This window comes from Pantoea septica (assembly GCF_002095575.1).
Classification (GTDB): domain Bacteria; phylum Pseudomonadota; class Gammaproteobacteria; order Enterobacterales; family Enterobacteriaceae; genus Pantoea; species Pantoea septica.
The window spans coordinates 18,777-43,996 of sequence record NZ_MLJJ01000029.1; the positions used below are offsets into that span (position 1 = coordinate 18,777).

Sequence of the window (25,220 nt, forward strand, 5' to 3'; positions counted from 1 at the left end):
ACCACTTAACTGCTTATGTTCAGGGTTTCTGACAGTCGTTAATCGCAGCCAGCACCATATCATGCGCTACGCCACCACGCACTTCGGAGCGGCCTAACGCCAGCGGCAGCACCAGCCGCAGCTCGCCCGCCAGCACCTTTTTGTCGCGCAGCATATGCGGCAGATACTCTTCTGCTTTCATGCTTTCCGGGCCGTGCACGGGCAGACCCGCGCGCTGCAGCAGCGCGATAATCCGCTGCGTGTCGGCCTCGCTGAACTGGCCCAGACGCTGCGCCGTGCGCGCCGCCATGACCATGCCCGCCGCGACAGCTTCGCCGTGCAGCCAGTTGCCGTAGCCCATATGCGCTTCGATAGCGTGACCGAAGGTGTGGCCCAGATTCAGCAGCGCGCGCTGGCCGTGCTCATGTTCATCGGCCGCCACCACGTCCGCTTTAAGCTCGCAGCAGCGGCGAATGCACCAGGCGGTCGCCTGTTCATCCAGCGCCAGCAGCGCATCGAGATTTTGCTCAAGCCAGCTAAAGAACTCGCCGTCCAGAATAATGCCGTATTTGATTACTTCCGCCAGGCCTGAAGCGAGCTCGCGCGGCGGCAGCGTGCGCAGACAGTCGGTATCGATCACCACCGAGGCAGGCTGGTAGAAGGCGCCGATCATGTTTTTGCCTAACGGATGGTTAACGGCCGTTTTGCCGCCGACCGAAGAATCGACCTGCGACAGCAGCGTGGTGGGCACCTGAATAAAGCGCACCCCGCGCTGATAGCTGGCGGCCGCAAAGCCGGTAAGATCGCCGATCACGCCGCCGCCCAGCGCAATAAGCGTGGTGTCGCGGCCGTGCGGCTTTTGTAGCAACGCGGTAAAGACGTCATCCATCACGGCCAGCGTTTTGTACTGCTCGCCGTCGGGTAGAATCACCTGGTCCACTTTAACGCCTGCGGCCGTCAGCAACGCCGAGAGCGTATCAAGATAGAGCGGCTCCAGCGTCTGGTTGGTGACCAGCATTGCATTATCGCCCGCTTTCAGCGGCCAAAAAGAAGCCGGATCCTTGAACAGTCCGGCGGCAATGGTGATGGGATAGCTACGCTCTCCCAGTGAGACGGTGATCTTCTCCATGATGCTCGATACCTGTTACTGAGCCTTTCGGCGTTAGATCAGTTTTTTTCCAACATGTGGATAATCTGGTTGGCCACCACTTTCGCACTTTGATCGTCAGTACGAATGGTGACATCCGCGATCTCTTCATAGAGCGGGTTGCGCTCGTCCGCCAGCGCTTCAAGCACTTCACGCGGCGGCGAATCAACCTGCAGCAGCGGACGCTTTTTATCGCGTTGCGTGCGTGCCAGCTGTTTCTCAATGGTGGTTTCAAGATACACCACGACACCACGGGCGGAGAGACGATTGCGTGTTTCCCGAGATTTGACGGAACCGCCGCCGGTCGCCAGGACAATGCCCTGCTTTTCGGTCAGCTCGTTAATGATTTTTTCTTCGCGGTCACGAAATCCAGCTTCGCCCTCGACGTCAAATACCCAGCCCACATCCGCTCCGGTACGTCGCTCAATTTCCTGATCGGAATCGAAAAATTCCATATTGAGTTGCTGAGCTAACTGACGACCAATAGTGCTTTTGCCGGCACCCATCGGCCCAACCAGAAAGATATTGCGTTTCTCTGCCATTTTGTCGGTATTACTAAGAATTCGTTGATGATACCCCGCGTTCAGCGATATCGCTGGCGGGACAGGAACTGAGACCTCATGAGCGTTAGCAAGAGTCAGACGAAAAATTATCTCAACACTCAAGGGCGTTTGGCAACCGAATAAATCGCCCTCCGGCATTCCCCTTGCGGGGCCGGTATGCGATATGCGAAACGATGCGCATTAGCGCTGCGCTTTTTACGCGCCGCCTACAGAAGAGATATCTGACCCTGACGGATACGCGCCGTCGGGACGGTTACAGCGTTCTAAAAATCGCTAAACCTTGTAAGCTAATTCCTGTCCTGCGTCAACGCAGTTGGCACTGGGGAGCGCATTTTCCGGTTTATCCGGCGGTAAGCGCTGCTTCCCTGACCAATCGCGGCGTAATAAAGATAACCAGCTCGCGTTTTTTATTTTCCGCTGTCTGATGGCGAAACAGCGATCCCAGCAGCGGAATATGGCCCAGCACCGGCACGCGGCTTTCGCCCTGGCTGCGCTGCTGCTGAAAAATGCCGCCCAGCGCCAGCGTTTCACCATCTTTTAGCGTGACCTGAGTTTCTATCTCCTGCTTATCAATTGAGAGGACGTCGCCGCCGCCGCTCTGCACCGCGCGGCCCGGCACGTTCTGGCTGATGCGAATTTTCAGCTGGATGCGCCCGTTGCCCAGCACGTTGGGCGTGACCTCCATGCCGAGCACCGCCTCTTTAAATTCGATGGTGGTCGCGCCGCTGTTGCCCGCCGACACCTCATAGGGGATCTCGCTGCCCTGTTTGATCATCGCCTTCTGCTGATGCGAGGTGAAGAGACGCGGGCTGGCGATAATCTCGACCTGGTTTTCCTGCTCCAGCGCGCTGAGCTCCAGATCGAGCAGCCGACCGCCGACCCGCGCCAGCGTCACGCCTGCGGCGATCCCTGGCGAACTCGCCGCCAGCGGGATCGCCAGCCGGGGATTGCGCAGCGCGCCGGCCACCGCCTCCGCGCCGGCCGGCAGGTTCCAGCTCACGCCGAGCTCCCGCAGCCTCTCCTCGCTGATGGTGACGATATGCGCCGCCAGCTCCACCTGTTCGAGCGGCACATCAAGCGCCCGCAGCCAGCGTTCGGCATCGCTGAGCGCCGCTGGCGTATCGCGCAGCAGCAGCGCGTTAGCGCGCGCGTCGAGGGTTACGCTGCCGCGCGGCGTCATCAGCGCCTGCCGTTCGCCCTGAAAGCTGCGGTAGACCTCTGTCGCGCTGGCGTGGCGCAGCGTGACGGCGCGCAGCGCCAGCGGCTCCTGCTGCGCGCTGACAGCCTGCGCCTGCTGCTCTTTTAGCTGGCGCCAGCTGTCGGGGTAAACCAGCAGCACATTCTCCTCTTCCACCAGGGTAAGCTCCGCCAGCCGCGTCACCAGCGACAGCGCCTGCCGCCAGGGCACGTCGTCGAGACGCAGCGACAGCCGGCCCTCCACGCCTGGAGCGATTAACAGATTAACGTGCTGATAATCCGCCAGCGCCTGCAAAATGCGCTCGACCGGGGCGTCGTCGAAGTTGAGGCTGAGCCGCTGGCCGCGTTCACCGTCGCTGGGATCGTCAGTGGCCTGGACGGGCGCGAGCCAAAGGCTTGTCAGCAGTAAGAGTGTCATCCTGAACATGAGCGCTTCCTTTGAGAGAAAGAGTGACGAATTGCGGCGCACAGCCGCTGCCTGCGATGAGCGTCAGGCTGCGAGGCGCCATAGCGCTCAGTCGCCAGCCCGGCAGCGGAAGGCGATCCGCCGCCGCGATTTTAACGACGCCCCCCTGTGGCGACGTCAGCCAGGCGCGCAGGCGCGGCGCACGTCCCAGCACGCCCTGCAGCCGCCAGCCGGTTAGTGCGGCTGGCGGCTCGCACCGGCTCTCCGGCGGCGGCTGAAACGGATCGCGCGGCGCGGCATAAAGCGCGGCCGCCGCCAGCCAGAGAAGCAGCCATTTAGCGCGCATCGCCGCTCTCCAGCCAGAGTTTCGCCTGCACCTTTCCCTGTCGCGCCTCGAGCAGAAAACGCGTCGGAAAGGGAGCCGTGGTGCGCGCCAGCTCGGCGAACAGCGGCAGAAACTGCTCCCACGGCAGCAGCAGCGTCAGGGCGCGCGGCTCCGTTTCGGGCTGCCACGCCTGCAGCTGGCTGCCGCGCGCCGCCAGAACGGCGTCGATCGGCGCGACGCGGGACGACGCCTCGGATCGGCGTGCGCCCTCGGCCAGCTGCGCGCGCAGTGCCGCCTCATCAGGCAGCGCATTGAGCTGCGCCAGCTGCTGCTGGTACTTCTGCTCAAGCCGGGCGATATCGGCGCGCAGCGCCTGTTGCGCTAACTGTTGCGGCTGCAAAAACAGCAGCCAGAGCGCCAGCGTCGCCGCGGCGAAGCACGCCGCTAATATGCCGATTTGTCGGCGCAGCGGCAGATGCAGCCAGCGCTCCAGCGCGCTATTCATCCGCGATCTCCTCAAGATGCGCGCGCAGCGTAAAGCGATAGATGCCGTCCGGCTGACGCTCGATGTTGCCCTGCCGCACCGCGGCGAAGAGCGCCGCTTCGTCGAGATGGTGCCGCAGTTCGCCTATCGCCCGCATCTCCTGCGCGCGTCCCTCAATACGCAGCTGCGTCGGCATCTTCTCTACGCGCTCCAGCCAGACCCGCTGCGGCAACAGCGCCGGCAGCGCCTGCCAGAATCGGTGCCAGCGCATCAGGTCGTCGGCGTGACGCCGCGCGCGCCGCCACGCTGCCTGCTGCGCCGCCAGCTGCTGCTGCAGTTCGCGCCGCTGGCCAATCCGTTGAGCGATCGCCGTCAGCGCGTGGTGCGCCTCGCTCTGGACGCTGAGCAGATGCTGGCTGACGCGGTCGAGACGCCATAGCGCTAAGGCCGCCGTCAGCGTCAGCGCCAGCAGCAGCGTCGCCGTCAGCCCCAGCACGGCGCGCCGCTGGCGGCGCAGACGCGCATGTCGCCACGGCAGCATATTCACCGCGATCATCAGCTATCCTCAGGGCGCAGCGCCAGTCCGGCGGCAATGCAAAACGCCGCTTCCTGCTGGGGCAGCGGCGGCTGGCGGTAAGCGAACAGGCTGAACGGCGAAAAAGAGAAGAAGGCGTCGGGCAGCAGATCGGGCGACGGCGCGCAGCCGAACAGCGCGCTGGCCTGCGGGAAACAGCGCTGCCTCACTTCCTCGGGCGCGGTCTCTATGCTGGCGCTGCCGACCACGCTCTCGCTGGCGCGGCTATACCAGAGCCACTGCGCGTCGTGACCGATCAGCAGCGCGGCGTCGTCATTCAGGCCTGCGGCGCGCGCCGTCAGCGCCAGCGCATGGGTCGTGAGCTCAAAAACGGCCGGCCGCAGCGCGCTCTGCCGCAGCGGCGTCAGCCACTGGGCGATGACCTCTTGCCGGGCGGCGGTAACGTAAAGCTGGCGGGTTGCTTCGCTGGCGCGGTAGTCGAGCACCAGCGCTTCCGGCTCGACCGGAAAGAGCCGCTGCGCCGCCGCCGTCACGTAACGCCCCAGCGCAGGCTCCTGCAGACGCTGGTTCGGCAGGGCCAGCGGCCGCTGCAGCACCAGCTGCGCAGGCAGTCCGACGCGCAGCGAATAGCGCTGCGGTAGCTGTTGTCGCAGCATGCGCAGCGCCGCCTGTAATTCAGGCGAAGATTGCAGCACGCCGTTTCTTAACGTATCTTGCGGCAGCCCTTGCTGCCACCAGCGGCACAGCTGCCAGCCGCCGCGCCGGCGCTGTATAGCGAGAGCGCAGAGCTGCGTATTCTGAATATCCAGTCCGACCTGCCATGTCTGAAAAGCCATGCGCGCGATCTCCTTATCTACAGGGGTAAAAGGACATATCAAAGCGTCTGGCTTGCCTTTATACTACCGCGCGGTTGTTTATAAACTGCTCAAACGACAACAGATGGGAAACTCCAGGTGAAGTTCGTAAAGTATTTATTAATCCTTGCAGTGTGTTGCATCTTGCTGGGAGCTGGCTCGATTTATGGTTTGTACAAATATATAGAGCCGCAGCTGCCCGACGTTAACACGCTGAAAGATGTGCGCCTGCAGACGCCCATGCAGGTGTACAGCGCGGATGGCGAACTGATCGCCCAGTACGGCGAGAAGCGCCGTATTCCGCTGACGCTGCAGCAGATGCCGCCAGAGCTGATCAAAGCCTTTATCGCCACGGAAGACAGCCGCTTCTACGAGCATCACGGCGTCGATCCGGTGGGCATTTTCCGCGCCGCCAGCATCGCGCTGATGTCCGGCCATGCTTCGCAGGGCGCGAGCACCATTACGCAGCAGCTGGCGCGTAACTTCTTTCTGAGCCCTGAGCGCACGCTGATGCGCAAGATCAAGGAGGCGTTTCTCGCCATTCGCATTGAGCAGCTGCTGAATAAAGATGAGATCCTTGAGCTCTATCTGAACAAGATCTATCTCGGCTATCGCGCCTATGGCGTCGGCGCCGCCGCGCAGGTGTACTTCGGCAAGCCGGTCGACCAGCTTTCGCTGAGCGAAATGGCGATGATCGCCGGTCTGCCCAAAGCGCCCTCTACCTTTAACCCGCTCTACTCCCACAGCCGCGCGCTGGCGCGTCGCAATGTGGTGCTGTCGCGCATGCTGGATCAGGGCTACATCACTCAGCAGCAGTACGATGAAGCGCGCAGCGCGCCGCTGGAAGCGAGCTATCACGGTCCGGAAATCGCCTTCTCGTCGCCCTATCTGAGCGAAATGGCGCGCCAGGAGATGGTGAAGCGCTACGGCGACGGCGCCTATAACGACGGCTACAAGGTCTATACCACCGTGACGCGTCGTCTACAGCAGGCGGCGCAGGAGGCGGTGCGTAACAACGTGCTGGCCTACGATATGCGTCACGGCTACCGCGGGCCGACCAGCGTGCTGTGGAAAGTGGGCGAACCCGCCTGGAGCCAGGAGCAGATCCTGAAAGCGCTCAAGCCGCTGCCGGTTTACGGACCCTTGTTGCCTGCCGTTGTAACGCAGGCCAGCAGCGACGAGGCGACCGCGATGCTGAAAGATGGCACCAGCGTCTCGCTAGGCCTCGCCGGCGTGCGCTGGGCGCGCGCGTTCAAGTCGGATACCGTGCAGGGCCCAACGCCGAGAAGCGTGACGCAGGTGGTGCAGACGGGTCAGCAGATTTGGGTGCGTAAGGTCAATAATGACTGGTGGCTGGCGCAGGTGCCGGACGTTAACTCCGCGCTGGTGTCGCTCGATCCGCAAACCGGCGCGGTGCGCGCGCTGGTCGGTGGCTTCGACTTTAATCAAAGCATGTTCAACCGCGCCACCCAGGCGCTGCGTCAGGTCGGCTCCAACATTAAGCCGTTCCTCTATACCGCGGCGATGGATCGCGGTCTGACGCTGGCCTCGATCCTGAACGACGTGCCGATTTCGCGCTGGGATGCGGGCGCGGGCGCCGACTGGCGGCCGAAAAACTCGCCGCCTACCTATGACGGTCCGATTCGTCTGCGTCAGGGGTTAGGTCAGTCGAAAAACGTCGTGATGGTGCGTGCCATGCGTGCCATGGGCGTCGATTACGCGGCGGAATATCTGCAGCGCTTCGGCTTCCCGGCGCAGAATATCGTGCATACCGAATCGCTGGCGCTCGGCGCAGCGTCGTTTACGCCGATGCAGGTAGCCCGCGGCTACTCCGTGATGGCGAACGGCGGTTTCCTGGTCGACCCGTACTTCATCAGCAAGATCGAGAACGAGCAAGGCGGCGTGATTTTCGAAGCGAAACCGCGCATCGCCTGCCCGCAGTGCAATCTGCCGGTGATCTATGGCGAAACCCGCAAGGCGCTGGCGCTGAACGAGGAGAGCGTAGAAAACGTCGCGACTTCCGATCAGAACCAGAACCAGCCGGCGCCGCAGCCAGCGCTGGGGCAGGTTCCCCCTCAGCCGCAGCCGGACGGGCAGCAGTATGCGCCGCATGTCATCAACACGCCGCTGTCGTTTCTGATCAAAAGCGCGCTCAACTCCAATATCTTTGGCGAACCGGGCTGGATGGGTACCGGCTGGCGCGCGTCGCGCGATTTGAAGCGCAACGATATCGGCGGTAAAACCGGCACCACCAACAGTTCGAAAGACGCCTGGTTCTCCGGCTACGGTCCCGGCGTAGTGACCTCGGTGTGGATCGGCTTTGACGACGCGCGCCGCGCTTTAGGCCGCAGCACGCTGTCGGGCGCGATTCCAGACCAGATTTCCGGTTATGAAGGCGGCGCGAAAAGCGCACAGCCGGCGTGGGACGACTATATGAAGAGTGCGCTGGACGGCGTGCCGGAGCAGCCGCTGACGCCGCCGGAGGGCATCGTCACGGTGACTATTGACCGCAGCACCGGCAAGCTGGCCAACGGCGGCGGCAATACGCGCCAGGAGTACTTCATCAACGGTACGCAGCCGACGGAATACTCAGTACATGACGTCGGCACCACCATTATGGATAACGGCGAGAGCCACGAGCTCTTCTAAGCCCTATAGGCAGTAGTAAAACAAAAAGCCGACAGCAATGTCGGCTTTTTTATATATGCAATGTGCCAGCGCGGGTGAGATGGCACGATCGCAAGCTTTTCAGCTGCCTTTAAGACGATAACCCATGCTTCTTTCAGGCCGTGCCATACCCGTTAGTAACTCAGTCGCCCCTGCCGCACCAGCCACTCGCGCACGAGGAAAAGCGCGCTCACGTTGCGCGCCTCGCGGAAATCGGGCTCCTGCAGCAGCGCCAGCAGATCCTCCAGCGGCCAGCGATGCTCGATTAGCGGCTCCGGCTCGTCGCCCTCCAGCCGTTCAGGATAAAGCCCTTCCGCCACCACGATATTCATCTTGCTGGAGAAGTAGGAGGGCGCCATGGTCAGCTTGCTGAGAAACGTTAGCTTCTCGGCGCCGAAGCCGACCTCTTCTTTCAGTTCGCGGTTCGCCGCCTCGAAGACGGTTTCGCCGGGATCGATCAATCCCTTAGGAAAGCCCAGCTCATAGCTCTCCAGCCCCACTGCGTACTCCTGAATCAGCACGACCTGATTATCGATAATCGGGACAATCATCACCGCTTCGCGCTCGGAGGGCTTCATGCGCTCGTAAACGCGGCGCGCGCCGTTGCTAAAAGCGAGATCGACGGATTCAACGGTGAACAGCCGCGAGCGCGCCACGGTTTCCACTTTGAGGATGTCGGGTTTCTTTAACGGGTTCTTCATATCAGCCTCAGACGTTCAACGCCGCGCGGTGCGGTAAAAAAATTAGCTTACCTGACCACAGGCGTTTGTGCGACAGCGAGTTTAGCGCCGGCCCCAGAGGCCGCGCCTGGCCTGGCGTGTTCGAATGCGGCTGCGCCAGTTAACGCTTTTGCAATAAGTCAACGTCGCGCGGTAAAATTCAGAAAAGACCGATGTTTAATTCAGATTCTGCCGGTTAACATTCGGACAAGGCATGCTGCATTAACTTCTAATTAAATGATTTTGCGCGTTATTTCCTCTGGCATTTAGCTTGTCAGAATAGTTTATTCCCGCCAAAATTGTCTTAAATAACAGTTCTATCTGGGAGCATTAGTCCAAAGTGAAGGCAGGATTTTGGCTGCATTGAACAACGCATGAGCACAATCCTTATTGTATTGGTCATAGTGCTGGTCTGCTCAGGTCTGGCAGGTATCGGCTTTTGGTACGCTATGCGGCATCGTCCGCCATTGGCGAAACCGCTGCCCTTTATTAGCCCGCCCTGCCGCAAACTCACCGACGACGAACGTCGCGCGGTGGAAAAATACGTCGCCTCGCTTGCGAAGCAGTCGCGTCCCGCCGTACCCGGTGAAAAGCATCCCATTTTCGACAATCTGACGCTCACCGCGCAGAGCAACAACGTCTACCCCGTCACGCGCGCCATTACCCGCTATGGCCTGTCGACCGACGATGCCCACAAGTGGCGCTACTACCTTGACGAAGTGGAAGTGCATCTGCCGCCGCACTGGGAACAGTATATAACCGATGAGAACTATGTTGAGCTGATCCGCACCCAGACGATTCCGCTGGTGATCTCGCTTAACGGCCACTCGCTGGTCAACTACGGCACCGATCAGCCGTCGCTGCCGGCGCTGGTGCGTCCCGGCTCGACCAACGCCTCGATACGCCAGGAAGAGAGCGAAAACGTCGAGCTGCTGCAGGTGCGCAAAGAGACGCTGGAAGAGTATCAACTGACGCGGCCGGACGGCACGCGTGAGGCGGTGACCATCACCTTCGCCTTTCTGCTCTTTTTTATCAGCCTGCTGGTGCCCGCCGCGCTGATGGGCTGGCTGGCGTTGCTGGGCTGCGCCATGATCGGCGCCAGCGTCTGGTCGCTGTTTCACATTCCCGCGCAAAAGCGCATGCGCGACATACACTGCCTGCGCGGCGCCCCCAAACGCTGGGGCCTGTTCGGCGAGTCGAACCAGGAGCAGAGCAATATCACGCTGGGCATTATCGATCTCGCCTACCCGCCGCACTGGCTGCCCTATGTGGCGCACGACCTCGGCCAGACCACCGATGTTGAGATCTACCTGAACCGTCAGGTCGTGCGCCAGGGCCGCTTTTTGTCGCTGCAGGACGAGGTGCGCAACTTCCCTATCCAGCGCTGGCGCAAAAACGTCGTACTGGCCTGCGGCTCGCTGCTGGTGATGGCGCTGCTAATTAGCTGGATCCCGCTCAGCATGCCGATCAAGCTCAGCCTGGCCTGGATCAAGGGCACCGAGAGTCTTGAGGTGAACGAGGTAGACAAGCTGGCGGCGCAGTCGCTGCACGTCGGCGACATTTTAAAAGTTAACGGCACCGGCATGTGCTCCGTTCCCGATAACTATCAGAGCAACCGCAGCTACGCCTATATGCCGTTTGACTGTTCGGCCGTCTACTGGAACAACGCCTCGCCGCTGCCCCAGCCGCAGTCCGACATCATCGATAAAGCCTCGGCGCTGCTGGAGGCGACCACGCGCCAGCTGCATCCGGAAACCAATACCGATCCCAAGCTCAACCCGCAGCTCGCCTCGGCGATACAGAAATCGGGCATGATACTGCTGGACGATTTCGCCGACCTGGTGCTGAAAACGCAGGATCTCTGTAGCCAGCAGCAGGACTGCGTGCGGCTGAAGAACGCGCTGGTGAATCTCGGCAACGCCAAAGACTGGGATACGCTAGTGCGCCGCGCCGACTCTGGGCAGCTGAACGGCATGAACGTGCTGCTGCGGCCGGTCAGCGCCGAAGCGCTGGAAAACCTGGTCAATACCGCGACCTCCAGCTTCTTCTTCCGCGAGACGCGCCGCGCCGCTGAAAACCTTAACAGCCCCCCGCCGGGCGGATTCCTTATCGTCAGCGACGAAGGCCGCCAGCTGGTGAATCAGCCGCAGCCGACGATCTCGCTGTTCGATCTCGATGCGCCGTCGCAGTGGCGCGAGCTGCAGCGCCTCTCCGGCCTGCTGCTGCATACGCCGTTCAGCGCCAGCGGCATTATCACCAGCCTGTCGATAGACGCCAACGGCACGCGCCATATCGCGCTGCACAACGAGCCGGACGCAATGGCCATGTGGCGCTATCTCGGCACGACGCTGCTGCTGGCGGTTCTGCTGGCGTGCGCGCTGGTCAACGCTCTGCTGGCGCTGCGCCGCATCCATAGAAACCGTCAGCGCATGGCGAATATCCAGCAGTACTACGACAAGTGCTTCAATCATAATCTCAGCACCATGCAGAGCGTGCGCTCGATGTTCTGACGCCGCGGCGCCGCCCGGCCGGTTCCGCCGGCGCCCTGCCCTCTCCCGCTTCTTTCTGTGCTACCCTGTCGCCCGCTTTTTATCGGAGAACCTGCCTGATGACGCTGAACTGGGCGCAAATCGATACCGTGCTGCTGGATATGGACGGCACGCTGCTGGACCTGGCGTTCGACCGCCATTTTTGGCTGGAGCATGTGCCGCTAACGCTGAGCGAGACCCGCGGCATTACACTGGCAGAAGCCGAGGCGTTGATCGCCGGAAAGTACCAGGCGGTGGCGCATACGCTAAACTGGTATTGTCTGGACTACTGGGCGGCGGAGCTGGCGCTGGATATTCGCGCCATGACCTATGCGAAGCGTAGTCTGGCGGCGATGCGCGAAGATACGGTGCCCTTTTTGCAGGCGCTGCGTCGGGCGGGAAAACGCACCATTCTGCTGACCAACGCGCATCCCTATAACCTGGATATCAAACTGGCGCAGACCGGCCTTGCGCCGCACCTTGATTTATTACTTTCCACCCATACCTTTGGGTATCCGAAAGAGGACCCGCGCTTGTGGCAGGCGGTGGAGCAGCATACCGGATTTGATCGTCCGCGAACGCTGTTTATTGATGACAACGAGACCATTCTCGACGCGGCGAAAAGCTGGGGCATCGGCTGGTGTTTAGGCGTCAGCAACCCCGACTCCGGGCGTCCCGATCAGGTCTTCCAGCGTCACGCGGCGGTCCGCGACTATCGCACCCTGTGCAGCGCGCTGGCGTAAACGGGAGCAGCAATGAAAGAGAAAAGCAGCGAAGGCGTGCGCCTCGACAAATGGCTCTGGGCGGCCCGCTTCTACAAAACGCGCTCGCTGGCGCGCGACATGATTGAAGGCGGCAAAGTGCACTACAACGGCCAGCGCAGCAAGCCGAGCAAGCTGGTCGAGCTGGAGGCGGAGCTGACGCTGCGCCAGGGCAACGACGAGCGCACCGTAATCGTCACCGCGCTGAGCGATAAGCGCGGTCCGGCCGACGTGGCGCAGCAGCTCTACAGCGAAACCGCCGCCAGTATCGAAAAACGGGAAAAGGTGGCGCTGGCGCGTAAAATGAACGCCCTCACCATGCCGCATCCCGATCGCCGCCCCGATAAAAAAGAGCGCCGCGATTTGATGAAATTTAAATTAACGGGCGACGACCAGGCCTAGCCCCAACGAGAGAAAATTTATGTCTGTACAAGATCAACTGCATCGTTACCTGTTTGAGAATGTGGCCGTGCGCGGCGAGCTGGTGAATGTCAGCCACACCTGGCAGGAAATCATCAAAAACCATGACTATCCGGCCCCGGTGCAGACGCTGCTCGGCGAGCTGCTGGTCGCGACCAGCCTGCTGACCGCCACGCTGAAATTCGACGGCGATATCACGGTGCAGCTGCAGGGCGACGGCCCGCTCTCGCTGGCGGTCATCAACGGCAATAACCGCCAGGAGCTGCGCGGCGTAGCACGCGTGAAAGGCGATATTCCAGCGGACGCCACCCTGAAAAGCATGGTCGGCACCGGCTATCTGGCGATCACCATTTCGCCGGAGAAAGGCGAGCGCTATCAGGGCGTGGTAGGCCTGGAAGGCGAGACGCTGGCTGCCTGCCTGGAAGACTATTTTATGCGCTCCGAGCAGCTTCCGACCCGCCTGTTTATTCGCACCAATGAAAAAGGCGCCGCAGGCATTCTGCTGCAGGTGCTCCCGGCGCAGGATACCCAGACCGAAGATTTCAACCACCTGGCGACGCTGACCGAAACAGTGAAGAGCGAAGAGCTGATCGACCTGCCGGCGACCGACGTCCTGTGGCGCCTCTATCATCAGGAAGAGGCGACGGTATTCGATCCGCAGCCGGTGAGCTTTAAGTGCACCTGCTCGCGCGAACGCTGCGGCGAAGTGCTGAAAACCCTGCCTCAGCACGAGGTCGACGAGATCATCGAAGAGGATGGCCAGGTCGATATGCACTGCGACTACTGCGGTACGCACTACGTCTATGACGCGGTCGACATTGCGGCGATCCGCAAAGGCGGCGCAGAAGGCGAAAACAGCGACAGCATCCACTGATTTATTCCCGGGCGGCCTCGCCGCCCTTTTCCCTCTCCGCGATATCCCCTTAATTTACAAAACAAAATAACCTGCCATCGCTAACTTTAGTTTCAAAAGCGGCTCTTTTTGCTGCTTAACGCGCCCTGGTTCGCATTTCTGACGGACAACGCTTTTCCCATCGGCTCAGAAGAGTACACTGCGCGCGATCGTGCATCCGCCCAGCAGCACGCGGACGGCTTGCGCGGCACCTATAACTATTCGCCTGTGCAGTACCAAAACGATTTAAGGAGCAGTCACATGCGCGTTACCGGCCTGACCTCGCAAGATCTTGCCGCTTTGGGCATCGAGGGCACCACCGAAGTGGTCCACAACCCCGATTTCGATACGCTGTTTACCGAAGAACTCCGTCCCGAGCTGGAAGGTTATGCGCGCGGCACCCTGACGCAAAGCGGCGCAGTGGCGGTCGATACCGGCATTTTTACCGGTCGCTCGCCCAAGGATATGCACTGCTCGGCCAACGTCGGCAAAGCGGGCGACGTGGCGGTGTTCTTCGGTCTGTCCGGCACCGGCAAAACCACGCTCTCCACCGATCCGGAACGCCAGCTGATTGGCGACGACGAGCACGGCTGGGACGACGACGGCGTTTTCAACTTCGAAGGCGGCTGCTACGCCAAGACCATCAAACTCTCTGAGCAGGCCGAGCCTGAAATCTACCGCGCTATCCGCCGCAATGCGCTGCTGGAGAACGTAGTGGTGCGCGAAGACGGCAGTGTCGATTATGACGACGACAGCAAGACCGAGAACACCCGCGTCTCCTACCCGATCGATCATATCGACAATATCGTACGTCCGGTGTCGAAAGCGGGCCACGCGAAGAAGGTGATTTTCCTGACCGCCGACGCCTTCGGCGTGCTGCCGCCGGTGTCGCGCCTGACGCCTGAGCAGACGCAGTATCACTTCCTCTCCGGCTTTACCGCCAAGCTGGCGGGCACCGAGCGCGGCGTGACCGCGCCGACGCCGACCTTCTCCGCCTGCTTCGGCGCCGCGTTCCTGACGCTGCATCCGACGCAGTATGCCGAGGTGCTGGTGAAGCGCATGCAGGCCGCCGGCGCGCAGGCGTACCTGGTCAATACCGGCTGGAACGGCAGCGGCAAACGCATTTCGCTGAAGGATACGCGCGCCATTATCAACGCGATTCTGGCTGGCGAACTGGACGACGCTGAAACCGAGACGCTGCCGGTGTTCAACCTGCAGGTGCCGAAAGCGCTGGGCCAGCTCGACGCCGCCACGCTCGATCCGCGCAGCAGCTGGGAAAGCGACGAGAAGTGGCTGGAAGCGGCGCGCGATCTGGCGCAGCGCTTCATCACCAACTTCGAGAAGTATACCGACAACGCGGCGGGCGCCGCGCTGGTTAAAGCAGGTCCGGTGCTGTAAGCCTTCGGGCGCGGCGCTCGCCGCGCCCCTTGCTGCTCAGCTCTGCGCCGCGCCGTTGCTGCTCGGCGCAGTCTGTTCCGTTAGCGGCAGCCAGGCGCGAATGCGCAGCCCGCCGCGCTCGCTCTCACCAATTTCCAGCGATCCCTGATGCGCATCGATAATGCGCTGTACAATCGCCAGCCCAAGGCCGGTGCCGCTGGTGCTGCGCGCGCTGTCGCCGCGTACAAAGGGCTGTAGCAGGTGCGTCAGCTGCTCCGGCTTGATGCCCGGACCGTCATCCTCGACCTGGAACCATGCGCGATGCAATTCGCGCCCGCTGCTCACTTTGATCCAGCCGTTGCCGTAGCGCGCCGCATTCACCACCAGGTTCGCCACCGCGCGCTTGATCGACAGCGGGTTGATATCCAGCATCAGCTCTTCCGGCATGACGGCGTTCTCAATCTCGCGCTCGTAGCCGCTTTCGGCCGCCACCACTTCGCCCAGCACGCTGTTGAGATCGGCGCGCTCGGTCTGGATCTCCTGGCCGGTGCGCAAATAGTCGATGAACTGCTCGATAATGGCGTTGCACTCTTCGATATCTTTATTGATCGACTCGGCGAGATAGCCATCCTCCTCGCCCATCATCTCGGTAGCGAGACGAATACGCGTCAGCGGCGTGCGCAGATCGTGGCTAACGCCCGCCATCAACAGCGTGCGGTCGTCCGCCAGCTGCTTAACGCCAGAGGCCATCTGGTTGAAGGCGCGCGTCACCGAACGCACCTCCGAGGCGCCGTACTCGCGCAGCGGCGGCGGAATAATGCCCTTGCCCACCTGCAGCGCCGCGTGCTCCAGATCCACCAGCGGCCGGTTCTGAATGCGGATAAACAGCCAGGCGCCGCCAATCGCCAGCAGCATAATCGCCAGCGTGTAGCGGAACAGCGGCGAGAAGTCGCCCTGATGAATTTCGGTCAGCGGCACGCGTACCCAGATATCAGGCGACAGCCAGGTTTTCAGCCAGACCACCGGCGAGTTTTTATTGACCTCGACGCGCACGTCGGTCGGCCCGCCAAGCTGCTGGCCCATCTGCTCGCTCAGGAATTCATAGTGCTGCGCCCAGCGCAACCCGCTCTCTTCGGCTGCCGCGTTGGTATACAGCGAAATCCCCAGCTCGCGGTAGATCTCGCGGCGAAACGCGGGCGGCACTTCCAGCTGCGTGCCGTCTTCCAGCTGCAGCCGGTCGGTCATCAACATGCGCACTTCATACGCCAGCACCTTATTGAACTGCTGCAGGCTGGGAAGAATGGCGAAGTTGAGCACCACCAGATAGGTCGTTACCAGGCTGACGAACAGCAGGGTCACGATCAACAGCAGGGTGCGGGCAAACGAGCTGCGAGGCGAGAAGCGCAGTCGCCTCATGCTTTAGAACCGTCCGGCACGAATACGTAGCCCAGGCCCCAGACCGTCTGGATATAACGCGGATGCGCCGGATCTTCTTCCACCATGCGGCGCAGGCGCGAAATCTGCACATCAATGGAGCGTTCCATCGCGCTGTATTCGCGTCCGCGCGCCAGGTTCATCAGCTTGTCGCGCGACAGCGGTTCGCGCGGGTGGCTCACCAGCGCCTTTAACACCGCGAACTCGCCGCTGGTGAGCGGCATCGGCTCATCTTCGCGGAACATTTCGCGCGTGCCGAGGTTCAGCTTGAACTTGCCGAATGCGATGACCGCCTCTTCCTGCGAAGGGGCGCCCGGCAGCTCGTTGGCCTGACGACGCAGCACGGCGCGAATGCGCGCCAGCAGCTCGCGCGGGTTGAACGGCTTAGGAATATAGTCGTCGGCGCCGATCTCCAGCCCAACGATACGATCGACCTCTTCGCCTTTCGCCGTCACCATAATGATCGGCATCGGATTGCTCTGGCTGCGCAGACGACGGCAAATCGACAGGCCGTCTTCGCCCGGCAGCATCAGATCCAGCACCATCAGGTGAAAGGATTCACGGGTCAGCAGACGATCCATCTGCTCGGCGTTGGCGACGCTGCGCACCTGAAAGCCCTGCTCGGTGAGATAGCGTTCCAGCAGCGCACGCAAACGCATATCATCATCAACGACCAGAATTTTGTAGTTCTCTTGCATTTTCTACTCCCAAAGGCGCCATTGCCTGAGCCGATATTGTTAAAAAAAGTTGTCTGTCTGTGACAGTCATTAATGGTTTATATTCTAGCCGAAATTGTTACAAAGCATATTAAACAGGAGCTTATCTTTAATTTTATCGTTGCCTTCAGTGCAAAATCACCTTCTTGAGCGGCGTTTGTCCCCGTTACGGCAATTCTGAAAGTCGGGCGTTTTTTCTCGCCATCGGCGGCCGCAAAATCGCGCCCTGGATTAATCAAACTTTCAGATCAACCAGTTAACGCGCAATTTGACTTTAGCGCCATTCCTCACCTGACGTAGCGGCCGCAATTCCAGTCAACCTGGCTGGCCGACAGCATAAAATATCAGCCTTTGCGTGCCGTGCCGCAGGCTTCTCTCGGATTTGCGCCATTTTTGCCGCGATTCAGACCAGCCAAAAATAAAGCCCGCTAAATCAATCAGTAAAGCTATCTTTCCGCCTTGTGCGAATTGCACCACACTGCTTTCACTCGCTTCACTACAGGGAAAGCAATAATGAAAAAAACGTTGTTAGTGCTGGGTGCGCTGGCCACCCTCGTTCTGAATCCGGCTTTAGCGGCGACCGCAACCGGCGAGGCCGCCGGCGCGCAGGCTTCGACCACCGCGCAGGGCAACTCCAACGCTATCGGCGTCGGCGCCGTGGCTGCGCTGCTCGGCGTGGCGCTGGCGACCGCTGGCGGCGGCGACAAAGGCACCTCCTCTTCAACCACCACTTCAACCGTGGCTGGAAAATAACGATTCAGGCCGTTTTCTCTTTTTTGTACCTGCCCCTTTCGCCACCGGGGAACGACACAAAGGGTTTTCACCGTTGAAAACCTGTTCCCCGACTCTTTTTTGCCGCGCCTGCTTTGCTTTACACTGCCTGCTTTTCCGCTTCCGAGTCGCTACGCATGAAAACCCGACTGATCACCCGTGAAGGCTTTAATAAGCTCAAGGCCGAGCTCGACTACCTCTGGCGCGAAGAGCGTCCCGAAGTGACGAAAAAAGTGACCTGGGCCGCCAGCCTCGGCGATCGCAGCGAAAACGCCGACTATCAGTACAACAAAAAACGCCTGCGCGAAATCGATCGCCGCGTACGTTATCTGACAAAAAGCCTTGAGTCGCTGCGCATCGTCGACTATTCGCCGCAGCAGGACGGCAAAGTCTTTTTCGGCGCCTGGGTAGAGGTGGAGAATGACGACGGAGAGGTCAAACGCTTCCGTATCGTCGGCTACGATGAGATCTTCGGCCGCAAAGACTATATCTCTATCGACTCGCCGATGGCGCGCGCGCTGCTGAAAAAAGAGCCGGGCGATGCCGTGACGGTAGAGACGCCGCTGGGTCCCGCGCTCTGGTACGTCAACGAGATTTCCTATCCGGATGCCTGATTCAGAATATCGCTGAAAGCCGGCCCCATCGCTGGCAATTTCACTTTTCAGCCCGTATAACTGTCCCCTGTTTTTTAACCCTGTAAGCAAGACAGAATCGATGATGAAAGATCTCAGCCACATTATTGCCAGTGAGCTGCAGGCGCGTGCGGAGCAAGTTGAAGCCGCCGTGCGTCTGCTGGACGAAGGGAACACCGTGCCGTTTATCGCACGTTATCGTAAAGAGGTGACCGGCGGTCTGGACGACACCCAACTGCGCCAGCTGGAGACGCGCCTCGGCTACCTGCGTGAACTGGAAGACCGCCGTCAGTCGATTCTGAAGTCCATTGACGATCAGGGCAAACTCACCGACGAACTCGCCAGCGCCATTAACGCCACGCTGAACAAAACCGAACTCGAAGATCTCTACCTGCCCTATAAGCTCAAGCGCCGCACCCGCGGCCAGATCGCCATTGAAGCCGGCCTGCAGCCGCTGGCAGAGAGCCTGTGGCAGGACGCGTCGCAGGATCCCGAACAGCTGGCCGCGCAGTATGTCGATGCCGATAAAGGCGTCGCCGACGTGCGCGCCGCGCTGGACGGCGCGCGCTATATCCTGATGGAGCGCTTCGCCGAAGACGCCGCACTGCTGGCGAAGGTGCGCGACTACCTGTGGAAAAACGCGCATCTGGTGTCGCGCGTGGTGGAGGGCAAAGAGCAGGAAGGGGCTAAATTCCGCGACTACTTCGATCATCACGAAGCGCTGCACAGCGTGCCGTCGCACCGCGCGCTGGCGATGCTGCGCGGCCGTAACGAGGGCGTGCTGCAGCTCTCCCTGAACGCCGATCCGCAATTCGACGAGCCGCCGCGCGAAAGCTTCGGCGAAACGCTGATCGCTGAGCATCTCAACCTGCGCCTCAACGGCGCGCCGGCTGACGCCTGGCGCAAGGCGGTGGTGAGCTGGACCTGGCGCATCAAGGTGATGCTGCATCTGGAGACGGAGCTGATGGGCACGGTGCGCGAGCGCGCCGAAGACGAAGCGATCAACGTATTCGCCCGCAATCTGCACGATCTGCTGATGGCGGCGCCGGCGGGCATGCGCGCCACCATGGGTCTCGATCCCGGCCTGCGCACCGGCGTGAAGGTCGCGGTGGTGGACGCCACCGGCAAGCTGGTCGCGACCGATACCATCTATCCGCATACCGGCCAGGCGGCCAAAGCCGCTACCGTGGTCGCCGCGCTCTGCGCGAAACATCAGGTCGAGCTGGTGGCGATCGGCAACGGCACCGCCTCGCGCGAGACAGAGCGCTTCTTCCTCGACGTGCAGAAACAGTATCCGCACGTTACCGCGCAGAAAGTCATCGTCAGCGAAGCGGGCGCCTCGGTCTATTCCGCCTCGGAGCTGGCGGCGCTGGAGTTTCCGAACCTCGACGTCTCGCTGCGCGGCGCGGTCTCTATCGCACGGCGCCTGCAGGATCCGCTGGCGGAGCTGGTGAAAATCGATCCGAAATCGATCGGCGTCGGCCAGTATCAGCACGACGTCAGCCAGAGCCAGCTGGCGAAGAAGCTGGACGCGGTAGTAGAAGACTGCGTGAACGCCGTCGGCGTCGATCTCAATACCGCCTCCGTGCCGCTGCTGACGCGCGTCGCCGGTCTGACGCGCATGATGGCGCAGAATATCGTGAGCTGGCGCGACGAAAACGGCCGCTTTCAGAATCGCCAGCAGCTGCTCAAGGTGAGCCGTCTCGGCCCCAAAGCCTTTGAACAGTGCGCGGGCTTCCTGCGCATTAACCACGGCGACAACCCGCTTGACGCCTCGACGGTGCACCCGGAAGCCTACCCGGTAGTGGAGCGCATCCTGGCGGCGACCGAGCAGGCGTTACAGGATCTGATGGGCAACCCCACCAGCCTGCGCAACGTTAAGGCGGTCGACTTTACCGACGAGCGTTTCGGCCTGCCGACCGTCACCGACATTATCAAAGAGCTGGAAAAACCGGGCCGCGACCCGCGCCCAGAGTTCAAAACCGCGCAGTTCGCCGAAGGGGTCGAAACCCTTAACGATCTGCTGCCGGGCATGGTGCTGGAAGGCGCGGTGACCAACGTCACCAACTTCGGCGCCTTTGTCGACATCGGCGTGCATCAGGATGGTCTGGTGCATATCTCCTCGCTGTCGGACAAATTTGTCGAGGATCCGCATCAGGTGGTGAAAGCGGGCGATATCGTGAAGGTGAAAGTGCTGGAGGTCGATCTGCCGCGCAAACGTATTGCGCTCACCATGCGTCTGGATGAGCAGCCGGGCGACAGCAACGCCCGCAGCAGCGCCCGCAGCGCGCCACGCGACGGTGCGCGTCCGGCCGGCGGCGCGAAGCCGCGCGCGCGTCAGAACAGCCAGCCCGCAGGCAACAGCGCGATGGGCGATGCGCTGGCGGCGGCGTTCGGCAAAAAACGCTAAACCCTGCGCGCGCCCGACTGATTCTGGCTCGGGCGCGCGTAACCGCCTCTGTAAAGTTGAAAATCCCTCTCTTAACGCTACGCTGAAAGCACGCCTGCATAAAAAACAACCCGGGACGTGGCACCCAATTCGCGATGGAAACGATCACAGCGCTGCTCGATAAAATCTATGCCGATACCTTTCCTCAGGCGGCGCGTGAGCGTCTGCTGAGCCATATCGCCGCCGCGCGCGACGCGACTAAGCTGCCGCGCAAGGCGCACTGGGACGAACAGGACGTGGTGCTGATCACCTATGCCGATCAGTTCCGCGAAGCAGAGGTGCCGACGCTGCAAAGCTTCTCTCGCTTTTACCAGCAGCATCTGCAGTCCACCTTTCCGCTGGTGCATCTGCTGCCCTTTTTCCCCTACTCGTCCGACGACGGCTTTTCGGTCATCGATTACCATCAGGTCAACCCGCTATGCGGCGACTGGCCGGATGTCGCCAGGCTGCATCAGGAAACGCGCCTGATGTTCGACTTCGTCTGCAATCACATGTCGGCGCACAGCGCATGGTTTAAACACTATCTGGCGCTCGATCCCGGCTGGGACGACTTCTTTATCAGCATGCCCCCCGCCACCGATCTCAGCGGCGTGACGCGGCCGCGCACCTCGCCGCTGCTGACGCCGTTCGAGATGGCGAACGGCGAAATGCGCTTTATCTGGACCACCTTCAGCGCCGATCAGATCGATCTTAACTTCGGCAACCCCGAGGTGCTGATACGCATGGTAGAGGTGCTGCTCGACTACCTGCAAAAAGGGGCGGACTATGTGCGCCTCGACGCCGTCGGCTATATGTGGAAAACGCCCGGCACGCGCTGCATTCATCTGGAAAAAACCCATTTGCTGGTGAAGCTGTTTCGCGCAATTGCTGACCTGGTCGCGCCCGGCACGGTGATCATCACGGAAACCAACGTGCCGCATAAAGACAACGTCAGCTACTTCGGCGACGGGCATGACGAAGCGCAGATGGTCTATCAGTTTTCCCTGCCGCCGCTGGTGCTGCACGCTATTCATTCCGGCTCCGGACGCGCGCTGCGACAGTGGGCGGGCGCGCTGGAGCCCGGCAAAGGCGGCACCACCTTCTTTAATTTTCTCGCGTCGCACGACGGCATCGGGCTTAATCCGGCGCGCGGCATTCTCTCCGAGGTGGAGATTGTGGCGCTGGTGCGCGATCTGGCGCTGGAAGGGGCGCTGGTCTCCTATAAAAACAATCCCGACGGCACCACCAGTCCCTATGAGATCAACGTCACCTATCTTGACGCCCTCAATCATCAGAACGACGACGACGACACGCGCCTGCGTCGCTTTCTGCTGGCGCACGCGATTCTGCTGGCCTTCCCTGGCGTGCCCGCTATCTATATTCAGAGCATCCTCGGCTCGCGCAACGATTATGAGGGCGTCAAAGCCGCAGGCCATAACCGCGCCATCAACCGGCAAAAGTACGATTTAAAGATGATTGAAGCGGCGCTGGCGGACGGCGGCAGCCTGCGCCACGCCATCTATACCCGCCTTAGTCGGCTCATTCAGCTGCGCACGCGCCAGCCCGCCTTTCACCCCGATAATCCGATGATCCTCTATGACAGCGACAACGCGCTGCTGGTACTGAGGCGTCACGCCCCGCAGCAGGAGGATGGCGGCCTGCTGTGCGTATTTAATTTGAGTGCGAAAACCGTAGAGGCGACGCTGCCGGAAGCGCGTCTTTTTCAGGATGTGATTACAGAGAGGAAAATTGATGGCACCCAGCCGCTTACGCTGGATGCCTGGCAATTTGTCTGGCTACGTAGCTGATTACTTATAGACTTCTGCGGTGGCGCTGAATTTGCCGTGTTCACGGCCCGCGATCACCAGGAAGTATTTGCCTCCTTTTTCATCAGCCTGTTTAGAAAGTTCGCGTTTGGCGTCCATCGGCGAGGTGGTTTCCGCCGTGGTGTTCACCGTACCGATCTTCTGAAGATTCATTTTTTTCACTTCTTCTTTGGTCACTTCCTTGGCCGCAACCGCCGAAAACGACACTGCGCCCATTACCATTGAAGCTACAACCCATTTCATCACCTTCATTACAGTACCCCTCATTCATTTCCGTTATGTGAGATGTAAGCAGACGCCGGATGCGTCAGGCGAGATGGAACGGCATCATCCTCTCCCTGGATAATTCACATCATTAAGCGGCCATGCCTACCCGAAAAGTATTGTCGCTGATGAGAAAATTGCCAGCTTCGCGTCGGGGTTTAACCGCAAAACTCCTGTCTGAAATCAAGAATATGCTGGCAGAAGGCGTCTGGATGCGAAACAAAGGGGGCGTGCGCGGCTTTTTCCATCACCACGGAAGGCGAAGCGGGCAGCGCGGCGTCGAGCAATGCGGCGACGCGACGCGGCACCAGACCGTCGAGCGCGCCATACAGTCGAAGAAACGGCATGGCGAGGTGCGGCAGCCTGTCGCGCAAGTCGACCTCGCGCAGAATCGCCAGCCCGCCGTCCAGCACCGCCACCGGCGGCATCGGCTGCGCCAGCACCACTTCTTTTAAGCGGCGCGCGTCCTGCCGCGCGCTGTCGGTGCCCAGCGTCTGCAGCGCCAGGAAGCGCTCGACGGTGCGCTGGAAATCGCTGTTAAGCTGCGCGCGAAAGGTCGCCAGGGTCTCCGGCTTAATGCCCGGCCACGTCTCGCCGGCGGTAAAACAGGGCGAAGAGGCGACGCTGATCAGTCCCGCGACCTGCTGCGGCGCGCGCAGCGCCAGCTCCGTCGCCACCAGCCCGCCCAGCGACCAGCCCAGCAGCAGCGCGCGCGGCGGCAAATGGGGCAGCAGCCGCTGCGCCATCTCCGCCAGCGAAAGCGCGCCGAGCGCCTGGCTGCGGCCGTAGCCAGGCAGATCGACCAGGTGCAGCCGGAAATGAGGGCTGAGTCGCGGCACGATGCTTTGCCACACCTCCGCGTTCAGTCCCCAGCCGTGCAGCAGCACAAGATCCACATTCCCTTCTCCGCAGGTGCGCCAGTAAAGCGAGGTCATCAGTTACTATCCCGTAAAAGGTTAAGGAGGCCGCTATGCTACCAATGCCCGCCCTCTGTTGGCTATGCCGACTGCCGCTGCGCGTCGCGTCGCATGGGCTATGCAGCGTTTGCCTGCGCGCCTTGCCGCCGCTGCCGATCCTCTGTCCGCGCTGCGGCCTGCCCGCCGCATCATCCCGCGTCGCCTGCGGCCGCTGTCTGCAGTCGCCGCCCGTCTGGCAGGCGCTGATCTGCGTCAGCGGCTATCAGCCGCCGCTGCGCCGCTGGGTGCACCAGCTGAAGTTTTCCCGCATAACCGCACTCAGGGTGATGCTGGCGCGTCTGCTTTTGCTAAGCTGGCTACACGCTCACCGCACGCGCGGACTGAGGCGGCCCGATTTGCTGCTCTGCGTACCGCTGCATAAAAGCCGCGCCTGTCGACGCGGCTACAACCAGGCGGCGCTGCTGGCCCAGCCGCTGGCGCGCTGGTTGGGCTGTGAATTTTGCGACGGCGTGCGCCGCAGGCGCCGCGCCGCCCCGCAGCACCGACTGCCCGCCTCGCAGCGTCGCCAAAACGTGCGCGGCGCGTTCCGCCTTGAAATCGACGTGCGCGGCCGCCATATCGCGCTAATAGACGATGTGGTGACAACGGGTCATACCGTAGGAGAGATCGGCCGCATTTTGCTGGCGCAAGGCGCAGCCAGCGTACAAATCTGGTGCCTGTGCCGTACCTTGTAGAGCGTCGGTGATGGGCGTATTATAACCAACTAAATTAGTCAACTATTGAGCAATTGCCATGATCCGAATTACAGACTCTGCCCAGGAGCACTTCTCTAAACTGCTGTCAAAACAGGAAGATGGCACCCAGATTCGCGTATTCGTTATTAACCCGGGTACGCCAACGGCCGAGTGCGGCGTCTCTTACTGCCCGCCGGACGCGGTAGAAGCGACCGATACGGAGCTGAAGTTCGAGAAGCTTTCGGCCTACGTTGACGAACTGAGCGCGCCTTACCTTGAAGACGCCGAAATCGACTTCGTTACCGACAACCTCGGCTCGCAGCTGACGCTGAAAGCGCCGAACGCCAAAATGCGCAAAGTCTCCGACGACGCGCCGCTGGCGGAGCGCGTCGAGTACCTGCTGCAGGCGCAGATTAACCCGCAGCTCGCCGGTCACGGCGGTCGCGTCTCGCTGATGGAGATTACCGACGACGGTTTCGCTATCCTGCAGTTCGGCGGCGGCTGCAACGGCTGCTCGATGATTGACGTCACTCTGAAAGACGGCATCGAGAAAGAGCTGCAGGCTGCTTTCCCGGAACTGAAAGGCGTACGCGATATCACCGAGCACCAGCGCGGCGAGCACTCCTACTACTAATCGCCTCCAC

The 25,220-nt window shown here is 61.2% G+C and carries 24 protein-coding genes; 12 read left to right on the forward strand and 12 right to left on the reverse strand.

The window, feature by feature from the left end; genetic code table 11:
* Positions 1 to 19: 19 nt before the first annotated feature.
* The 7 genes from aroB to pilM form a co-directional block, all read right to left on the reverse strand.
* On the reverse strand, positions 20 to 1,108 hold the full coding sequence (gene aroB / locus HA46_RS15210; protein ID WP_033792588.1) for a 3-dehydroquinate synthase: 1,089 nt from the start codon (positions 1,106 to 1,108) through the stop codon (positions 20 to 22).
* A gap of 38 nt (positions 1,109 to 1,146) precedes the next feature.
* Positions 1,147 to 1,668: a shikimate kinase AroK gene (gene aroK / locus HA46_RS15215; protein ID WP_033792589.1), complete on the reverse strand. Its 522-nt coding sequence runs from the start codon at positions 1,666 to 1,668 to the stop codon at positions 1,147 to 1,149.
* 361 nt (positions 1,669 to 2,029) lie between these two features.
* Positions 2,030 to 3,313 carry a DNA uptake porin HofQ gene (gene hofQ / locus HA46_RS15220; RefSeq protein ID WP_084885218.1) on the reverse strand — a complete coding sequence of 428 codons (1,284 nt, stop codon included), beginning with the start codon at positions 3,311 to 3,313 and terminating at the stop codon, positions 2,030 to 2,032.
* The gene (locus HA46_RS15225) at positions 3,252 to 3,638 is read right to left on the reverse strand and encodes a HofP DNA utilization family protein (protein ID WP_033792590.1); all 387 of its coding nucleotides are present in this window, start codon (positions 3,636 to 3,638) and stop codon (positions 3,252 to 3,254) included. The genes hofQ and HA46_RS15225 overlap by 62 nt, the downstream gene beginning before the upstream one ends.
* Positions 3,628 to 4,122 (reverse strand): HofO family protein, encoded by a 495-nt coding sequence (locus HA46_RS15230; RefSeq protein ID WP_084885220.1) that lies wholly within the window; start codon positions 4,120 to 4,122, stop codon positions 3,628 to 3,630. The genes HA46_RS15225 and HA46_RS15230 overlap by 11 nt, the downstream gene beginning before the upstream one ends.
* Positions 4,115 to 4,657, reverse strand: coding sequence for a PilN domain-containing protein (locus HA46_RS15235; RefSeq protein WP_084885222.1), 543 nt, complete (start codon positions 4,655 to 4,657; stop codon positions 4,115 to 4,117). Before HA46_RS15235 ends, HA46_RS15230 begins: the two co-directional genes overlap by 8 nt.
* Positions 4,657 to 5,472 carry a pilus assembly protein PilM gene (gene pilM / locus HA46_RS15240; RefSeq protein ID WP_033792594.1) on the reverse strand — a complete coding sequence of 272 codons (816 nt, stop codon included), beginning with the start codon at positions 5,470 to 5,472 and terminating at the stop codon, positions 4,657 to 4,659. The genes HA46_RS15235 and pilM overlap by 1 nt, the downstream gene beginning before the upstream one ends.
* 117 nt (positions 5,473 to 5,589) lie before the next feature.
* Here pilM and mrcA point away from each other — a divergent pair, with 117 nt between their 5' ends.
* On the forward strand, positions 5,590 to 8,139 hold the full coding sequence (gene mrcA / locus HA46_RS15245; RefSeq protein ID WP_084885224.1) for a peptidoglycan glycosyltransferase/peptidoglycan DD-transpeptidase MrcA: 2,550 nt from the start codon (positions 5,590 to 5,592) through the stop codon (positions 8,137 to 8,139).
* Positions 8,140 to 8,291: 152 nt separating this feature from the next.
* Here the strand turns inward: mrcA and nudE are convergent, their stop codons facing one another.
* Positions 8,292 to 8,858: an ADP compounds hydrolase NudE gene (nudE, locus tag HA46_RS15250; protein ID WP_084885226.1), complete on the reverse strand. Its 567-nt coding sequence runs from the start codon at positions 8,856 to 8,858 to the stop codon at positions 8,292 to 8,294.
* 392 nt (positions 8,859 to 9,250) lie between these two features.
* Here nudE and HA46_RS15255 point away from each other — a divergent pair, with 392 nt between their 5' ends.
* From HA46_RS15255 to HA46_RS15275, 5 genes are all read left to right on the forward strand, one after another.
* Positions 9,251 to 11,386, forward strand: coding sequence for an intracellular growth attenuator family protein (locus HA46_RS15255; protein ID WP_084885227.1), 2,136 nt, complete (start codon positions 9,251 to 9,253; stop codon positions 11,384 to 11,386).
* 98 nt (positions 11,387 to 11,484) lie between these two features.
* Complete coding sequence (gene yrfG, locus HA46_RS15260; RefSeq protein ID WP_033792598.1) at positions 11,485 to 12,147, forward strand: GMP/IMP nucleotidase; 663 nt, start codon at positions 11,485 to 11,487, stop codon at positions 12,145 to 12,147.
* Positions 12,148 to 12,159: 12 nt separating this feature from the next.
* Positions 12,160 to 12,567: a ribosome-associated heat shock protein Hsp15 gene (gene hslR, locus HA46_RS15265; RefSeq protein WP_033753111.1), complete on the forward strand. Its 408-nt coding sequence runs from the start codon at positions 12,160 to 12,162 to the stop codon at positions 12,565 to 12,567.
* A 19-nt stretch (positions 12,568 to 12,586) separates the two neighbouring features.
* Complete coding sequence (gene hslO / locus HA46_RS15270; protein ID WP_033792600.1) at positions 12,587 to 13,459, forward strand: Hsp33 family molecular chaperone HslO; 873 nt, start codon at positions 12,587 to 12,589, stop codon at positions 13,457 to 13,459.
* Positions 13,460 to 13,738: 279 nt separating this feature from the next.
* Positions 13,739 to 14,875 carry a phosphoenolpyruvate carboxykinase (ATP) gene (locus HA46_RS15275; protein WP_084885239.1) on the forward strand — a complete coding sequence of 379 codons (1,137 nt, stop codon included), beginning with the start codon at positions 13,739 to 13,741 and terminating at the stop codon, positions 14,873 to 14,875.
* Between the two features lie 36 nt (positions 14,876 to 14,911).
* Here the strand turns inward: HA46_RS15275 and envZ are convergent, their stop codons facing one another.
* Both envZ and ompR read right to left on the reverse strand, forming a co-directional pair.
* Complete coding sequence (gene envZ / locus HA46_RS15280; protein ID WP_033792602.1) at positions 14,912 to 16,270, reverse strand: two-component system sensor histidine kinase EnvZ; 1,359 nt, start codon at positions 16,268 to 16,270, stop codon at positions 14,912 to 14,914.
* Positions 16,267 to 16,986, reverse strand: coding sequence for an osmolarity response regulator transcription factor OmpR (gene ompR, locus HA46_RS15285; protein ID WP_001157751.1), 720 nt, complete (start codon positions 16,984 to 16,986; stop codon positions 16,267 to 16,269). The genes envZ and ompR overlap by 4 nt, the downstream gene beginning before the upstream one ends.
* 531 nt (positions 16,987 to 17,517) lie before the next feature.
* Here ompR and yjbE point away from each other — a divergent pair.
* The 4 genes from yjbE to HA46_RS15305 all read left to right on the forward strand — a co-directional run bounded on the left by yjbE (position 17,518) and on the right by HA46_RS15305 (position 22,643).
* Complete coding sequence (yjbE, locus tag HA46_RS15290) at positions 17,518 to 17,757, forward strand: exopolysaccharide production protein YjbE (protein ID WP_033753126.1); 240 nt, start codon at positions 17,518 to 17,520, stop codon at positions 17,755 to 17,757.
* Positions 17,758 to 17,912: 155 nt separating this feature from the next.
* Positions 17,913 to 18,389: a transcription elongation factor GreB gene (gene greB / locus HA46_RS15295; protein ID WP_084885229.1), complete on the forward strand. Its 477-nt coding sequence runs from the start codon at positions 17,913 to 17,915 to the stop codon at positions 18,387 to 18,389.
* A gap of 100 nt (positions 18,390 to 18,489) precedes the next feature.
* On the forward strand, positions 18,490 to 20,817 hold the full coding sequence (locus tag HA46_RS15300; RefSeq protein WP_084885231.1) for a Tex family protein: 2,328 nt from the start codon (positions 18,490 to 18,492) through the stop codon (positions 20,815 to 20,817).
* A 134-nt stretch (positions 20,818 to 20,951) separates the two neighbouring features.
* A complete protein-coding gene (locus HA46_RS15305; protein ID WP_084885233.1) occupies positions 20,952 to 22,643 on the forward strand; it encodes an alpha-amylase family glycosyl hydrolase in 1,692 nt (563 codons plus the stop codon).
* Here HA46_RS15305 and HA46_RS15310 read toward each other — a convergent pair whose 3' ends face one another.
* Both HA46_RS15310 and bioH read right to left on the reverse strand, forming a co-directional pair.
* Positions 22,644 to 22,913: a YdgH/BhsA/McbA-like domain containing protein gene (locus tag HA46_RS15310; protein ID WP_033753138.1), complete on the reverse strand. Its 270-nt coding sequence runs from the start codon at positions 22,911 to 22,913 to the stop codon at positions 22,644 to 22,646. It abuts the gene before it with no gap.
* 170 nt (positions 22,914 to 23,083) lie between these two features.
* Positions 23,084 to 23,860 (reverse strand): pimeloyl-ACP methyl ester esterase BioH, encoded by a 777-nt coding sequence (gene bioH / locus HA46_RS15315; protein WP_033792607.1) that lies wholly within the window; start codon positions 23,858 to 23,860, stop codon positions 23,084 to 23,086.
* Between the two features lie 35 nt (positions 23,861 to 23,895).
* Between bioH and gntX the strand changes: the two genes are divergently transcribed.
* Positions 23,896 to 24,576, forward strand: a complete 681-nt coding sequence (gene gntX / locus HA46_RS15320) for a DNA utilization protein GntX (RefSeq protein WP_084885235.1) — start codon at positions 23,896 to 23,898, stop codon at positions 24,574 to 24,576.
* Positions 24,577 to 24,634: 58 nt separating this feature from the next.
* The gene (gene nfuA, locus HA46_RS15325; RefSeq protein WP_033792610.1) at positions 24,635 to 25,210 is read left to right on the forward strand and encodes a Fe-S biogenesis protein NfuA; all 576 of its coding nucleotides are present in this window, start codon (positions 24,635 to 24,637) and stop codon (positions 25,208 to 25,210) included.
* The last annotated feature ends 10 nt before the right edge of the window (positions 25,211 to 25,220 follow it).

Excerpts from the sequence above, each read along its gene's own strand:
- aroB (WP_033792588.1), bottom strand. The coding sequence starts at position 1,108 with ATGGAGAAGATCACCGTCTCACTGGGAGAGCGTAGCTATCCCATCACC.
- aroK (WP_033792589.1), bottom strand. The coding sequence starts at position 1,668 with ATGGCAGAGAAACGCAATATCTTTCTGGTTGGGCCGATGGGTGCCGGC.
- hofQ (WP_084885218.1), bottom strand. The coding sequence starts at position 3,313 with ATGTTCAGGATGACACTCTTACTGCTGACAAGCCTTTGGCTCGCGCCC.
- HA46_RS15225 (WP_033792590.1), bottom strand. The coding sequence starts at position 3,638 with ATGCGCGCTAAATGGCTGCTTCTCTGGCTGGCGGCGGCCGCGCTTTAT.
- HA46_RS15230 (WP_084885220.1), bottom strand. The coding sequence starts at position 4,122 with ATGAATAGCGCGCTGGAGCGCTGGCTGCATCTGCCGCTGCGCCGACAA.
- HA46_RS15235 (WP_084885222.1), bottom strand. The coding sequence starts at position 4,657 with ATGATCGCGGTGAATATGCTGCCGTGGCGACATGCGCGTCTGCGCCGC.
- pilM (WP_033792594.1), bottom strand. The coding sequence starts at position 5,472 with ATGGCTTTTCAGACATGGCAGGTCGGACTGGATATTCAGAATACGCAG.
- nudE (WP_084885226.1), bottom strand. The coding sequence starts at position 8,858 with ATGAAGAACCCGTTAAAGAAACCCGACATCCTCAAAGTGGAAACCGTG.
- HA46_RS15255 (WP_084885227.1), top strand. The coding sequence starts at position 9,251 with ATGAGCACAATCCTTATTGTATTGGTCATAGTGCTGGTCTGCTCAGGT.
- yrfG (WP_033792598.1), top strand. The coding sequence starts at position 11,485 with ATGACGCTGAACTGGGCGCAAATCGATACCGTGCTGCTGGATATGGAC.
- hslR (WP_033753111.1), top strand. The coding sequence starts at position 12,160 with ATGAAAGAGAAAAGCAGCGAAGGCGTGCGCCTCGACAAATGGCTCTGG.
- hslO (WP_033792600.1), top strand. The coding sequence starts at position 12,587 with ATGTCTGTACAAGATCAACTGCATCGTTACCTGTTTGAGAATGTGGCC.
- HA46_RS15275 (WP_084885239.1), top strand. The coding sequence starts at position 13,739 with ATGCGCGTTACCGGCCTGACCTCGCAAGATCTTGCCGCTTTGGGCATC.
- envZ (WP_033792602.1), bottom strand. The coding sequence starts at position 16,270 with ATGAGGCGACTGCGCTTCTCGCCTCGCAGCTCGTTTGCCCGCACCCTG.
- ompR (WP_001157751.1), bottom strand. The coding sequence starts at position 16,986 with ATGCAAGAGAACTACAAAATTCTGGTCGTTGATGATGATATGCGTTTG.
- yjbE (WP_033753126.1), top strand. The coding sequence starts at position 17,518 with ATGAAAAAAACGTTGTTAGTGCTGGGTGCGCTGGCCACCCTCGTTCTG.
- greB (WP_084885229.1), top strand. The coding sequence starts at position 17,913 with ATGAAAACCCGACTGATCACCCGTGAAGGCTTTAATAAGCTCAAGGCC.
- HA46_RS15300 (WP_084885231.1), top strand. The coding sequence starts at position 18,490 with ATGATGAAAGATCTCAGCCACATTATTGCCAGTGAGCTGCAGGCGCGT.
- HA46_RS15305 (WP_084885233.1), top strand. The coding sequence starts at position 20,952 with ATGGAAACGATCACAGCGCTGCTCGATAAAATCTATGCCGATACCTTT.
- HA46_RS15310 (WP_033753138.1), bottom strand. The coding sequence starts at position 22,913 with ATGAAGGTGATGAAATGGGTTGTAGCTTCAATGGTAATGGGCGCAGTG.
- bioH (WP_033792607.1), bottom strand. The coding sequence starts at position 23,860 with ATGACCTCGCTTTACTGGCGCACCTGCGGAGAAGGGAATGTGGATCTT.
- gntX (WP_084885235.1), top strand. The coding sequence starts at position 23,896 with ATGCTACCAATGCCCGCCCTCTGTTGGCTATGCCGACTGCCGCTGCGC.
- nfuA (WP_033792610.1), top strand. The coding sequence starts at position 24,635 with ATGATCCGAATTACAGACTCTGCCCAGGAGCACTTCTCTAAACTGCTG.